Raw genomic sequence first — 13,307 nt, forward strand, 5'->3', positions numbered from 1 at the left:
GTCATTCTCGTGAAGAAGTGCTCGGCGTCGCAATGTCGCCGCGACGATAAGCTTTTAGCAAAAAACGGGCCGGATCAAGCGCTTCGGCGAGCCGGCGTTCTATCGGCAAGGGTTCCGCATTCAGTTGGGCAGCCAGCAACTCGGCCGCAAAGGGTGCCCACACCAGCCCGCGCGAACCATAGGCCAGCAAGCCATGCAAGCCCGGCAGGCGCGGCACGTCACGCAGGCGACTGCCCGTGATCGCCTCGTCCGCAGCCGGCAGTGCGCCGACCAGCGGCAGGCGATCGGGCGCAACGGTGCGGAACCCGACGCGGCCGGCGAGTGGCGCTTGCGCATTCTGCTGCGCCGCATCCGGCAGGATGTGCGCCAGGCGCGCGAGGTTTTCCTGCTGACTGGCCTGCCGCAACTGCGGATCGCCATCGAAATCATAAGAGGCCCCGACACAGCAGATGCCTTGCGAAGGCCGGGTCACATACCCGTCGCCACATACTACCACCGGCAATTCGGGCAGAGCCGTCGCGGGCAGATGCATGACCTGGCCGCGCACTGCCTGCAGCGGCAGTTGCGCAGCCTGAGGAAAGAGCGCCGTGCTGGCGCCGGTTGCAAGGATCACGACCGGGGCCTGCGCAAGTACAGTGTCCCCGCCATCGCGCACCTGCCAGCATGCCCCGTCATGCTCAAGTTGCACGGCCGTATGCGCGAAACGGCGCTCGAGGCGGTCGCCGCAGGCCGCGAGCAGCGCTTCGCACAGGCTGGCGGGATATACCCAGCCGCCGCGGGGAAACAGCCAGCCACCCTGCTTCAGCGGCTGGCCCAGCAGGCTTGATGCGGCAGGACCGTCGAGCCATTGCGCGAATTCCGGCGGATAGCGGTGGCTGGCGTCGATCTGCCGTTGTACCTGCTCATCCGCGGCATCGTCCGCCAGCTGCAGCACGCCGCAGGCTTCACCGGAAAATGCGCGGCCAATGCCGCCGAGCTGCGACCAGCATTGCAGGGCAAACAGATAGGCGGCGCGTAGCAGTTGCGAGCTCGGATTGTCATCCTTCGAAATCAGCGGCTTCACAACGCCGGCGAGGTTGCCGGAAGCTTCCTGGGCCGGCGCTGCATGGCGCTCGATCAGCGTCAGGCGCCAGCCGCGCGCCGCCAGCCGCTCGCAGGCGGCGCTGCCGGCGAGGCCGGCGCCGATCACGATTGCGTGGCGGTCGGCCGGAACATCGCGGTGAGTGGTTTGCCAGCGCGGTGCAAAGCGGGCGCTCAGCATTTCCCGCTTGCGGCCGAAGCCCGGCGGCTTTTCGCAGGCGAAACCGGCTTGCGTCAGCGCCTTGCGAACCGGCGTCGACACGGTATAGGTGGCAAGCGTGGCCTCCTGTGCCGCCAGCCGGTTAAGGCGTTCCAGCAATTGCGGCGCCCACATGTCAGGATTTTTAGACGGCGAAAAGCCGTCGAGATAGAAGGCGTCGACGCTGGCATCGATTTGCGGAATGCAATCGCGCACGTCGCCGAACACCAGAGTCAGGATGATCCGCCCGCCATCGAGCAGCAGGCGGTGGAAGCCGGCGATCAGCGGCGGCCACGCGGCGCGCAATTCGGCGGACAGCGGCGCCAGCTCCGGCCAGCGGGCATGCAGGGTGGCGAGATCGGGCACGGCGAAGGGGTGCTTTTCCAGCGCAAGGTAATGCAGTTGCGCTGGCCGGGCCGGGTCTTCGCGCAGCGCTGCCCAGGTTGCAAGGAAATTCAGCCCCAGGCCGAAGCCGGTTTCCAGGATGGTGAAATGCTGCCTGGCGCGCCAGCGTTCCGGCAGCCGGTTCCCTTTCAGGAACACGTGCCGGGCCTGTCCGAGGCCGCCGTCGGCGGAGTGGTACACGTCGCCGAATGCGGCGGCATAGGGCACGTCTTCGACGAAGGCGAGCGTGGCTGGAACGAGAGGCGTGTGCAGCATGAATTCGTTGGCAGTCGGATAAGTCAAATGCGTAGTATCGAGGTACACTTGCGTCCCGAAAGAGGGGCGGGCAGGCAGAACGGCCGCGCATGCGATTGGCCTTGCTCAATCGGCAGGCGCATGGCCTTGAGATAATGAATCTTGCCTAGCGCCGGATACCATTCAAACATCAGCATTATCAAGCGAAATGAACCGTTCCAGAAACGCAGCAGCATCCAAGACAGCCTCCGATCGCCCGCCGTATGCGGTCCGCAATTCGAAAATCCACGGCAACGGCGTATTCGCCACGCGCAAGATCCCGGCCGGGACGTTCATTATCGAATATGCGGGCGAGCGCATCAGCTGGAAGGAAACGCTCAAGCGCGAGAATGCCAAGCCGGCCGATTGCTACCATACCTTTTTCTTCAGCCTGGACAACGGACGCATCATCGACGGCGGCAGCAACGGCAATGATGCGCGCTGGATCAATCATTCCTGCAATCCCAATTGCGAGGCGCGGGAAGAAGACGGCCGCATCTTGATCTACGCCCTGCGCGACATCAAGCGTGGCGAAGAACTGAACTACGACTACGGGCTGGTGCTCGAGGAGCGCCACACGCCCAAGCTCAAGCGCGCCTATGCCTGCCTGTGCGGCGCGGAAAACTGCCGCAAGACCATGCTCGCACCCAAGCGCTGAGCTTGCCCAGCCAAAGATGGCCGCTTAGAACGAATTTCAATATGCCATGGTGAAGCAGGGAGCGCCGTGCGCACCATGGAATCCCGGTGCGCACGGCGCTCCCTGCTTTCTTTCCCTTTCAGGCTTGTGGAAACCGCATTAGGCCAGCACACCGAAGCGCCAGGCAAAGAATACCGCGAGACCGACACCTATCGTCAGCAACTGGCGCCTCGTCGCGGCGGATACCGCGATCGCGACGATGGCGGCGACCAGCTGCGGATTGCGCCAGGTCAGCTCCATGTCCTTGCCCTGCGGTGCCAAAATCATCGGCACGATGATCGCCGTCAGTACGGTGACCGGCACAAAGCCCAGCGCCTCCTTCAATAACGGCGGAAATACGACGCGGTCGCCGAGCAGGAAGATCGCAGCCTTGATGAAGAAGGTCACGGCAGCCATGCCGGCCACCATCAGCAGGTAATTCATGCGCCGCCCTCCTGTTCGACTGCGCCGCGGGCTTGCCGGTGCAGCGTCAGGATGCCGGCCGCGACACCGGCCAAGACCGCCAGCAACAGCCCCAGCTTGTAGGGCAGATCCTTCCCCGCATAGGCGCAGGCGCCGGCCGCAAGCGCCGCAGCCAGCTGCGACCGCTGCCGCAATTGCGGCACCACGATGGCAATGAAGGTCACCACCATTGCAAAGTCCAGCCCGAGCGATTGCAGTTGGGGAAAGCCGGCGCCGAACAGCAGGCCCGCCAGCGTCCAGAACTGCCAGTTGCCGTACATCGCAAGGCCGGAACCGAGGAAATACCAGTGGCCAAGGGGCGCCGCAGCATGCCTCAGGTAATACGCATTCATCACCGCGAAGGTTTCATCCGTGAGCAGAAAGCCCAGGCCGAAACGCCAGCCCAGCGGCAGGTGCGTCACGCGCGGCAGCAGCGTCGCTGCATACAGCATGTGACGCAGGTTCACGATCAGGGTGGTGAGCCAGATCACCAGCAACCCGGCATTGGCGGCCACCAGGCCGACGGCGATGAACTGGCTGGAACCGGCATACACGCTCATCGACATCAATTGCCCATGCCATGGCGCAAGAGGCGTGGAACCGACAAGGGTGCCGAAGATGACGCCGAAGGGCGCGGCACCGACCAGCATGGGCAGCGTGTCGCACGCGCCGGCGGCGAAACTGGACAAGCGTGTGGAATGCGGCATGCGTTTTTCTATCCTGTCTGGCAAATTCATGAACACTTGGGGATCTCCGCGGCGGGCAGGATCCCGGCGAAAGCTCGCAATGGTAGCGCCGGCTGCTTGATCTTGCTTGAAGCGGGCCGGGCTGGGGCCGGCCGGAAAGGGGGGAAGGTGTGCGTCTGGGCAGCCGCGTATCAACGGGGCAGGCGGGAATGGATTGGACAATCCTTCAAGAATGCTTTCTTTGTAACAATTTATGCAACTTGATCCAAATCAACATAGATTGCCCTATATTAACAATAGGCCGCATTCCCACTACTTATGCGACCAAAGCAAAGACGGCGCGGGCGCGCAATTCGGGAGGTCGTATGGTCAAATTCCAGTTTTCTATACTGACGCAGAACAGGCTCAAGATCGACAACATCGCCATCATGGGCCGGAATCAGGAAGATGCGGAACGCAAGCTGCGCCAGATGTACCGCTACTGCGAAGTGCTGAGCTGCGAAGTGAAAGCGGGCGTGACGAAGGCAGAAAGCCTGAATTGCGACGTGAACCCGGGCTCGGCGAAGCCGGTGCAGAAAGCGCCCGTCGAAGACAAGACGTCGATGGAAGACATCCTGACGCTCATCTCGAACTAGCCTCGTCGGCATTCAGCCGATAAAACGCTCGGCCTGCAATTCATCCAGCAAAGCGGCATAGTCCTGAGCACCGCGGCTGTTCGGCGCATGCTCGAACACATTCTTGTTATAGGCCGGGCTCTCCGCAAGGCTGACGCTTTCCCTGATCTGCGTGCGGCAGACTTCATCGCCGAAGTGTTCTTCCAGCATGCGCTGCACATCGCGTTCCACCCGTCGCCCAGGATCGAAGCGCGTCAGCAGGTAGCGGCGCCTTACCCGGCGCTTCAGGACCGGCTCCAGCGCTTTCAGCGTCTTTTCGATCTGGAGCGCCCCCTTGTATGACAAATGATCGGCGGCGACCGGCACGAGCACGCAGTCGGCGGCGAAGATCGCATTCAGCGACAGCACGCCGATCATCGGACAGCAATCAACCACCACACGGGCACTCCCATCGAGGAATTTTTCCGTACGCAGGCTGGTGTTGAGACGGTTCACCACGTTATAGCCCTTGCCAAACATGGTATCCACCTTGGACAGCTCGAGATGCGCCGGGACGATGTGGATGTTGCTTGCGGTCGGGCGGACGAGCTCGCGCAAGGGGCGGTCGCGCTGGAACAGGCTGAGGATGGTCTCGTCGCCGGAGCCGGCGGTGACGCCGGCAATTGCGCTCAAGTGCGCTTGCGGATCGAGATCGATGCCGTAAACGGTCTGCCGGCCGCGCGCCATGGCGGCTGCAAGATTGAGCGCAGTGGTGGTCTTCCCTACCCCGCCCTTCTGGTTGAATACGGCAACGATGGTCATGGCTGGGCCTATTCTAATCGTGATCCCAGGGTTTGTGACAATTTGACACCGTGCCGGGCCTGCGTTTATGCGCGGCCTGCAACACCGCCCGCATCCAGACGGGCATTCATCCGCTCCCCGCAGCCTGTCCCTCTGACGGCGGCTGCTCTTATTCTTCCAGCCTGGCCTTCAGACTCAGCAAGTCCCGCTCGACCAGGTCGGCATCTTCCATGAAAGTCTGTGCCGACATGTCGGGTGCACGGAACAGCGTGAACAATACCTCGCTGCCCGATCCATTCGGGATCACCCGCATCGGAACGGCGATTTCAGCGCCCTGAGCAATCCCGACAAAATGGTCGAGCACGCCGCAGGGATTGTCCGGGCAAAAGCGGATCGTCACCGGCCCTTGCGGCGTCTCGGCTATCCAGCCTTTCTCCGTCTTGCGCACCGACTTGCAAAAGCCTTCTGCCCACTGCGGCAAATTGCGCGGGTCGCGGACGTAGGCATAGACGCGCGCAGGGTCGCAGGCAATCGAGATGCTCAGGGGCCGCGATGGAAAGAGAACGTCCATGATCATGCTCCTTGGAGTGGGGGCGAGATTTGCCCAACTATAAACCTACAGTCTGATCTGGTCCTTCAGGAAGTCGAACAGCAGCCTCACCCGCTGAAGGTGCCGGATATCGGGGTGCGCCAGGATCCACAAGCCGGTTTCCAGTTCCTCCACCGGACCGTCCAGCATGTCGACGTCCGGATGATCCCGCAGAAGGAACAGGGGAACGACACCCACGCCCAGTCCCCACACCACCGAACCCGCGACCGACAGCACGCTGTTGCAGCGGTAGCGCGGCACCAGCTTTGGATAATGCTGGCGCCGCCACTTGACCGAGGGATGGTCCGGGATCGATTCATCGAGCGCCACCCAGTCTGCCTCGGCCAGGCGCAGCTGCCCGGGCTGGCGTGCCAGGTAGGCGCGGCTGGCAAACACGCCCGCCGACAATGTGCCGAGCCTGGTTCCGACCAGGTGCTCCGGCGGCTTGCGCGTGGCGCGGATGGCGACATCCGCGTCTCGCCGGTTCAGGTTGGCTACGGCATTGGTGGCAACCAGCTCCAGTTCGATTCGCGGATACGCGGCGGAGAAGTGATGAAGCACCGGCAGCACCAGTCCATGCAGGATTGTGTCGGTGGTGGTGATGCGCAGGACGCCGGACGGCTCGTTTCCGTTCTTGAACGCGGCTTCCCGCGCCTCCTGCAATTGGGCCTCCATCCGCTCGGCATGGTGCGCCAGTTCCAGCGCCAGCTCGGTCGGCAGATAGCCTTGCCGGCTGCGCTCGAACAGGCGCTCGCCCAGATCCTTTTCAATCCGGCCAATAGTCCGGAACACCGTCGACGCATCGAGCTTCAGCCGCTCGGCCGCGCCTCCCAGGGTGCGCCCCCTGACTAGGGCCAGGACCATTTCCAGCTCACCGAAGCCGAGCTTCGATTGCATTCTTGCATAGGAAGATTTCATGAGCGCCTATTTTCATTGCTTTTTTGCCCACTTACATTAGCACCACCCCAACCACCCTGAAAGGAATTCATCATGATCGATCAACGTTTTGCCTCCCATGCGGCCCTGCTGTTGCGATTAGGCCTGGGGACGATGTGGATATCGCATGCACTGCTGAAGCTGCTGGTGTTCACGATGCCCGGCTTCGCCAGCTTTCTGGCCAGCCACGGCATGCCGGTCTTCATCGCCTGGCCGGTCGTGCTGCTCGAACTGGCGGGCGGCAGCCTGATCCTGCTGGGCTATTACGGTCGCATCGCTTCCCTGTTGCTGCTCCCCATCCTCCTTGGTGCCAGCGCCGCGCATCTTGGCAATGGCTGGGTGTTCAGCAATCCGAACGGCGGCTGGGAATATCCGGCATTCCTGATCCTCGCATCCGTCGTGCATGCCTTGCTGGGCGACGGTGCATATGCCTTGAAGTCCGCCAACAGCCCCGCTTCCATCCGGCTGAAGACAGCCTGAGTTTTCCACCCTCCCGACATGAAAGGATATCCCATGAAGCTTTATTACACTCCCGGCGTATGCTCTCTCGCCCCGCACATCGCCCTGCGCGAAGCCGGCCTCGAATTCACCCTGGAGAAGGTCGACGCGCAAACCAAGCGCACCGACGCCGGTTGCAATTTCCTTGAGGTCAATCCAAACGGCTATGTGCCCGCGCTCGAAATCAAGCCTGGCACGATCCTGACCGAAGGACCGGCAATCATGCAATACATCGCGGACCTCGCACCCTCCTCAGCACTGGTGCCGCAAGCCGGTTCCTTCGAGCGATACCGGCTGCAATCCTGGCTCAACTTCATCACCTCGGAAATTCACAAGGGCTTCTCCCCACTGTTCAAGGCCGAGATGCCGCCCGAGGCCAAACGGATTTTCCGGGACCAGCTCGCCAGACGTTTCGACCATGTCGAGCGGCACCTGTCGCAGCATGAACACTTGCTCGGGAGCGGCTTTTCCGTAGCGGATGCCTACCTGTTCGTGACCACCGGCTGGTCGCCTTTCGTCGGGATAGAACTGGAAAGATGGCCTGCGCTGCTCGCTTATCGCAAGCGGATTGGAGAGCGTCCGGCAGTAAAGGCGGCGATGCAGGCCGAAGGCCTCATCAAGTGACTGGCACGGCCAGTGGCATTACGGCTGAAGGCATAGTGCGTGCATCAGCGCCGGGATTTCCGCCGGAATCTCGCGCGCCAGGTAGCCGAGCGGGCCGAAGCGCTCTGCCAGGCGCTCGCCGGCACGCGCATGCAGCGCCACGCCCCATGCGGCCGCCTGCTCCAGCTGGGCACCGCGCGCGGACAGGCCGGCGATGATGCCGGACAGGGCATCGCCGGAGCCGGAGATCGCGAGGCCGATATTGCCGCCTTCATGCCGCCACACTTCGCCGCTCGGCGCGGCGATGATCGTGGTGGCGCCCTTCAGTGCCACCAGCGCATTCCAGCGCCGCGCCGCATGACGCGCGGCGGCGAGAGGATCGGCAAGCACGCCATGCTTGTCGCAGGCATTCAGGTGCGCCATTTCCCCCGCATGCGGGGTCAGCAAGACCGGCGTATCGAATTGCGAGACATAGCGCTGTTGCGGATGGCAGGTGGCATCGACCGCCTGCAACTGGCGCCGCACCACGTTCATCGCAGCCGCGTCCAGCACCAGCTTCGCGCCATTCAGATGGGGCAGCAGCGCCATCACGAAGGCGCAGCTGCCCTGCTCATCCTGCATTCCGGGGCCGATCAGGACCGTGTCGAACTTTGCCAGCATCCCGTTCAGGATATCTGCGGCGGCGGGCGCAATGGCGCCGGCATCGGTTTCCGGCAAGTCGACCACGCGCGCTTCCGGCATCGCCAGCGCGACCAGCGGTGCTGTGGCCGCGCTGGTCGCGATCGTCAGCTTGCCGGCGCCGGCCCGCAGGGCGGCGGTCGCGGCGAGGATGGCTGCGCCCGGCATCTGGCGCGAGCCGGCGATGACCAGCACGCTGCCACGCTGCTCCTTGTCGCCGTCCTCCGACGGCATCGGCAAGGGCCAGGCGCGCAGACCGTCATCATCGATGTCGTTGATGCGGTCGCTGGCAAACTCGTCACACATGCGGGCTCCTCAGGATTTCGGCGCGGCCTGCACGTCCGGCTCGTCGGTGACCGGCGTGCCGGAGTCGCGCAGAGGCGCCACGAAGTTGACGAGGTCGAGCACCAGCTTGCCATTCCTGCCGCGCGCCGGATCGAAGCGGTAGGATGTGACGGAGCAGTTGGGCACATCGCCGCTGCGGTCGATCTCCAGTATCTGCTGTTCATCCATGCGCTCCAGCAGATAGCGGAAGCAGTTCACGATCACCTGATGGCCGACGATCAGCACCCGCTCGCCACGGTATTCGCGGACGATGGTGTCGAGCACGCTGCGCAGGCGCAGGATCACGTCGCACCAGCTCTCGCCGCCGGGCGGGCGGAAATAGAACTTGCCGACATGCGTACGCTGCTCGCTCAGCTCCGGATATTTCTGCCGGATGCCGTGCCGGGTCAGGCGATCGAGAATGCCGAATTCCTTCTCGCGCAGGCGCTCGTCGGCAATCACCGAGACTTCATCGCGGTCAAGCCCGGCCGTCTCGAGGACGATCTGGGCCGTCATGCGCGCGCGAACGTAGGAAGAACAGAGGATGACATTCGGCCGCTCGGAAGGCGGCATGTCGCGGAACCAGTGTCCCAGGGCTTCCGCCTGGCGCCGCCCGAGGGCCGAGAGCGGGGTGTCAACGTCGCGGGTGGCGATATCGATCAGCGCCACCCCGGCAGCCTCGGCTGCATCGCGCGCGACATTGCCTGCGCTCTGCCCGTGGCGGACGATCCAGATTTGCTGGGGCCATTTCTGCTCTGCCATTGCTGCCTTCCCTGTTGAATGAAAGGAATGACAACTGCAGGGACGCGAAGTTTCCTGCCGGAGGCGCAGAGGAGGCAATGCGCAGGCGGCGAACACCGCCCGCATGAGGAAAAGAAACCTGCCTCAGTCGAAAGAGACTTTCCCGAACAGGAACAGGACGTCGCCGTTGCCCTTGTTTGACGACAGGCGCGGCACATAGGAAGCGAGCATTTTGAAATTTTGCGTGCCGACAGATGCAATCGGGAAAACAGCGGGGAAGGGAACGCCGCCGAAATAGTCACGGCGGCTTACCAGCATCGGTGCCAGACCGGCACCGACTTCGAGGCCGGATTGCCCGACCGACCACATCCATTGGTAAGCATAGCCCGCCATGATTTGCGGATAGCAATGCGAATCGGAAATGCCGATCAGGAAAATCGATTCTTCGTTGCCCTTGGCATTGCGGATGGACTTGCCGATACCGAGGCCCCAGGCTTCTTCGTTGAGTTCATGCAAGCGTTCCCGGGTATAGGTGCTGCGCCCGTGATAGGCATAGCCCGAGAAGTACACGTCGAGCTTGCCGGTATCGTAAATGTTCTCGACCCTCTCCCGCGCGCCCTGCCCCATATCCTGAACCGTCTGCCACCAGCCACGTTCGCCGGACTCCTGCGCTCCGGCCGAAGCCGCAGCCGTCAACAGCAAGGCGGACATACCCGTGCCAAGAACCTTGCTCAAACCAAAGAATTGCATGAACTACCCTTGTTGTTTGTTTGCCGCACCCTGCTGCAATGCGGACGCTCTTTACTGACTGACTTGAAACTGTCTTTCAACTATCCAAACCTGCGCTGCGCATCCAGCGCCAGCCCGGCGCCGATGCTGCCGAACAGGTCGCCCTCCACCCGCTGCGCGTCCGGCAGCAGCGAGGCAATCCGCTTGCGCAGCATATGCACGCCGCTCGAGCCGCCCGTGAAGAACACCGTATCGACCGCTTCCGCCGGTACGGCGGCATTCCGAAGCAGTTCGCCGACTGCGGCTTCAATCGCCATCACCAGGTGCGTAATCGCCGCATCGAAATGCTCGCGCTCGACCAGCACCGTCTGCGGCGGGGGCAGGCGCTCCAGCTGCAGGGCAGTGACCGTCGCTTCGGAGAGGGCAATCTTTCCTTCTTCCACCTTCAGCGCGAGCCAATGGCCGTCGCGCTGCTGCACCAGTTGCAGCAGCCGGTCCAGCTTGTCGCGCTCGCGCGCGTCGCGCCGGAGGTCTTGCAATTCTTCCCAAGCCTTGCGGGTATAGGCGAGATTGATCGTGTGCCAGGTCGCCAGGTTGAAATAATGGCTGGATGGCATTTCTGCATCGCTCGCCAGGCGCGAACCCATGCCGAGCCGGGGCATGACGGAAGACAGGCTGAGGTATTTGTCGAAATCGGTGCCGCCGATGTGCACGCCGGCGGTGGCGAGGATGTCGTCGCGACGGTCGGCTTTTTGGGCGCGCTGCGGAGACAGGCGCACGAGCGAAAAGTCGGAAGTGCCGCCACCGATATCGGCAATCAGCACCAGCTGCTCGCGTTCGATTTCCGATTCATAGTCGAAGGCGGCGGCAATCGGCTCGTACTGGAAGGCGACTTCGCGGAATCCGGCGGCCTGCGCGATCTGCAGCAGGCTGGCTTCCGCCTGCTGGTCGGCCTTGAGGTCGTCGTCGATGAAATGCACCGGGCGGCCGAACACCGCATGCTCGAAGCTGCGGCCGGCAGCCTGTTCGGCGCGGCGCTTTAATTCGCCGATGAATTGCGCCAGCAGCTGGCGAAACGGGATGGCGCGCCCCTGCACTTCCGTCTGTCCGTCGAGGAGACTGGTGCCGAGCAGGCTTTTGAGCGAGCGCATCAGGCGCCCTTCATGCCCGGCAAGATAATCAGCCAGCGCGCCGCGGCCGAAACTCCATCTGTCTTCTTCCGCGTTGAAGAACACGGCGGAAGGCAGGGTGGTCTTGCCTTCCTCGAGCGGGAGCAGAGAAGGATGGCCGGGCCGGCACCAGCCGACGGTGGAATTGGAGGTGCCGAAATCGACGCCGCAAGCTCTGGCCATCATTAAAAAACATTACCGTTTGGAAAGAGCGACATCATAGGGCAATGTGCCGCCGCTGTGTACAAGGACGGAGGGAATTGCACCGGAAAGTGGCGCGGATGATGCGGCATCCCATCGGTTTGCCGCATTTCCTTGCCTGTCTGTCAGCCTTATTTGTCGCTATTCCAGACCACGGCATTGTCGACCGCGTACAGCTTGCAGGGTGCCTGGCTGGTCTTCTGGCAGTCGGCCAGCACCTGGCTCGGCGGATCATCGCCATCTTCCGCCCAGCTCCATGCGCCGGAAGAAGACAGGGCGAAGGCGCGCGGCAGCGGCTTGCTCAGGAATTCCTTGTACTGCTGGCGGCCACGGTCCCGCAGGTAGGGAACGGCATCGACATTATCCAGCGACGCGTAGTTGGTCGCGGCGACCTGCGGCTCATCCGACAGTGCCACCACCTCTTCGGTCGGCATGCCGAGTTCCTTCAAAAACTTTTCGGTTTCCGGCCACCAGATCTGCACGCCGTCGCGGCTGCCGGCCATGCCGTGCGCATCGTTCTTGAACGCGCCGTAGGCGACCAGCTTCGCATGTCCGCCCGCGCTCACATAGGCGTCGCGCAGGCGCGCCGCCAGTTCGGGGCCGAAGTGCTGGTCGTTCTGGCCATAGAACCAGATGCTCGGCAGCGTCGTCTTCGCGCCGAAATCATTGAAGGCCTTCACCAGGGAATCCTGCCAGTCGCAACCGGCACCATGCATTTTCAGGCCGCCGGCGAAATTGATCAGGCCCTTGACACCCGGGATACTGCGCGTGCCGAAGGCGATCGTGGCCAGGCCGCCATAGGATTGGCCGGCCACGATGATGCGGTCCTTGTCGACCCAGGGCTGGGTACGCAGGTATTCGAGCACGCCCTGCAGGTCGTCGGCCTGCGTCTGGCCGTTGCCGATCATGTCGCAGCCATGCTCGACATATTCACCGGTCGACTCGGCAAACCCTTTGCGCATCGGCACGACGACAGCATAGCCGCGCTTGACGAATTCGCGGCTGATCACCACGAAGCGGTCGCGTCCCTGATTATGCGGATCGCCGAGAGCCTTGCCGTGGTTCATTACCACCAGCGGGAAGGGCCCCGGGCCGGGTGGCGTGAAGATGGTGGTTTCGAGTTGCACATTGTCACCGCCGGACACCACCGGCACCATGACAACTTGTTCATTCAGTGCGGTATTGAGGGTGACTGCCTGGCTGCGGTAGGGGGAGCCGACGAGACTCAATCCGAGAACGGCCATGGCGAGAAAGGTTGTGAGTTTCCTGCTTTTCTTTGCTTGAATTGGGGAAGAATTTGTCATACATCTGAAACTGGTTTGAACTGCACACAAACCGGCTCGCGATGCGAACCGCCGAGGGGCTTTGCTTCGTGCGGGCGGCGTGCTGGGAACAGCACCGCATGTCCAATGAGCAAGGGCACAAGCGAAGCGAGGACGGCGTGTAATCAGGATGATACTGGGCAACTCTTGATGACACGCAACGTTGCCCATTCTAAATATTGACTGGGGGCAGTCAATACTCGTTTATGCAATGGAGAAAGGTTTTTTTGAAGAAAGGTGTACGACAGGCAAGGAGATTGCGCGCGTCATTAGAGGAAGTGCAAGGAATGCGTGGATTTCCTTTGAACATTCCTTAACAGGAAGGTAGAAACTGAAATGTCC

At 62.6% G+C, this 13,307-nt stretch carries 15 protein-coding genes; 4 read left to right on the forward strand and 11 right to left on the reverse strand.

Annotation, left to right across the window (positions count from 1 at the left end; translation table 11 throughout):
- Position 1: 1 nt before the first annotated feature.
- A complete protein-coding gene (gene mnmC / locus HGHM_RS14440) occupies positions 2-1,987 on the reverse strand; it encodes a bifunctional tRNA (5-methylaminomethyl-2-thiouridine)(34)-methyltransferase MnmD/FAD-dependent 5-carboxymethylaminomethyl-2-thiouridine(34) oxidoreductase MnmC (protein ID WP_245549219.1) in 1,986 nt (661 codons plus the stop codon).
- A 139-nt stretch (positions 1,988-2,126) separates the two neighbouring features.
- Here mnmC and HGHM_RS21375 point away from each other — a divergent pair, with 139 nt between their 5' ends.
- Positions 2,127-2,615 carry an SET domain-containing protein gene (locus HGHM_RS21375; RefSeq protein WP_019142260.1) on the forward strand — a complete coding sequence of 163 codons (489 nt, stop codon included), beginning with the start codon at positions 2,127-2,129 and terminating at the stop codon, positions 2,613-2,615.
- Positions 2,616-2,753: 138 nt separating this feature from the next.
- Here HGHM_RS21375 and HGHM_RS14460 read toward each other — a convergent pair whose 3' ends face one another.
- A complete protein-coding gene (locus HGHM_RS14460) occupies positions 2,754-3,077 on the reverse strand; it encodes an AzlD domain-containing protein (RefSeq protein ID WP_019142261.1) in 324 nt (107 codons plus the stop codon).
- Positions 3,074-3,802: an AzlC family ABC transporter permease gene (locus HGHM_RS14465; protein WP_019142262.1), complete on the reverse strand. Its 729-nt coding sequence runs from the start codon at positions 3,800-3,802 to the stop codon at positions 3,074-3,076. Before HGHM_RS14465 ends, HGHM_RS14460 begins: the two co-directional genes overlap by 4 nt.
- A gap of 344 nt (positions 3,803-4,146) precedes the next feature.
- Here HGHM_RS14465 and HGHM_RS23485 point away from each other — a divergent pair, with 344 nt between their 5' ends.
- A complete protein-coding gene (locus HGHM_RS23485) occupies positions 4,147-4,416 on the forward strand; it encodes a hypothetical protein (RefSeq protein WP_019142264.1) in 270 nt (89 codons plus the stop codon).
- Between the two features lie 12 nt (positions 4,417-4,428).
- Here the strand turns inward: HGHM_RS23485 and HGHM_RS14480 are convergent, their stop codons facing one another.
- The 3 genes from HGHM_RS14480 to HGHM_RS14490 form a co-directional block, all read right to left on the reverse strand.
- On the reverse strand, positions 4,429-5,196 hold the full coding sequence (locus HGHM_RS14480) for a ParA family protein (RefSeq protein WP_019142265.1): 768 nt from the start codon (positions 5,194-5,196) through the stop codon (positions 4,429-4,431).
- A 148-nt stretch (positions 5,197-5,344) separates the two neighbouring features.
- On the reverse strand, positions 5,345-5,746 hold the full coding sequence (locus HGHM_RS14485; protein ID WP_026076049.1) for an SRPBCC family protein: 402 nt from the start codon (positions 5,744-5,746) through the stop codon (positions 5,345-5,347).
- A 45-nt stretch (positions 5,747-5,791) separates the two neighbouring features.
- A complete protein-coding gene (locus tag HGHM_RS14490; protein WP_019142267.1) occupies positions 5,792-6,682 on the reverse strand; it encodes a LysR family transcriptional regulator in 891 nt (296 codons plus the stop codon).
- A gap of 72 nt (positions 6,683-6,754) precedes the next feature.
- On the opposite strand from HGHM_RS14490, the gene HGHM_RS14495 reads away from it, so the two are divergent.
- Entirely contained in the window at positions 6,755-7,180 is a 426-nt protein-coding gene (locus tag HGHM_RS14495) for a DoxX family protein (protein WP_019142268.1), read from the forward strand.
- Between the two features lie 33 nt (positions 7,181-7,213).
- On the forward strand, positions 7,214-7,822 hold the full coding sequence (gstA, locus tag HGHM_RS14500) for a glutathione transferase GstA (RefSeq protein ID WP_019142269.1): 609 nt from the start codon (positions 7,214-7,216) through the stop codon (positions 7,820-7,822).
- A gap of 18 nt (positions 7,823-7,840) precedes the next feature.
- Here the strand turns inward: gstA and HGHM_RS14505 are convergent, their stop codons facing one another.
- From HGHM_RS14505 to HGHM_RS14525, 5 genes are all read right to left on the reverse strand, one after another.
- Positions 7,841-8,785, reverse strand: coding sequence for an NAD(P)H-hydrate dehydratase (locus tag HGHM_RS14505; RefSeq protein ID WP_019142270.1), 945 nt, complete (start codon positions 8,783-8,785; stop codon positions 7,841-7,843).
- Between the two features lie 9 nt (positions 8,786-8,794).
- Positions 8,795-9,565 (reverse strand): histidine phosphatase family protein, encoded by a 771-nt coding sequence (locus tag HGHM_RS14510; RefSeq protein ID WP_019142271.1) that lies wholly within the window; start codon positions 9,563-9,565, stop codon positions 8,795-8,797.
- Positions 9,566-9,688: 123 nt separating this feature from the next.
- Complete coding sequence (locus HGHM_RS14515; RefSeq protein WP_034348539.1) at positions 9,689-10,294, reverse strand: hypothetical protein; 606 nt, start codon at positions 10,292-10,294, stop codon at positions 9,689-9,691.
- Positions 10,295-10,374: 80 nt separating this feature from the next.
- On the reverse strand, positions 10,375-11,625 hold the full coding sequence (locus HGHM_RS14520) for an Hsp70 family protein (RefSeq protein WP_026076050.1): 1,251 nt from the start codon (positions 11,623-11,625) through the stop codon (positions 10,375-10,377).
- Between the two features lie 149 nt (positions 11,626-11,774).
- Complete coding sequence (locus HGHM_RS14525; protein ID WP_161603784.1) at positions 11,775-12,947, reverse strand: dienelactone hydrolase family protein; 1,173 nt, start codon at positions 12,945-12,947, stop codon at positions 11,775-11,777.
- Positions 12,948-13,307: the final 360 nt, after the last annotated feature.

This window comes from Noviherbaspirillum massiliense JC206, from assembly GCF_000312045.1.
Lineage (GTDB): Bacteria > Pseudomonadota > Gammaproteobacteria > Burkholderiales > Burkholderiaceae_D > Noviherbaspirillum > Noviherbaspirillum massiliense.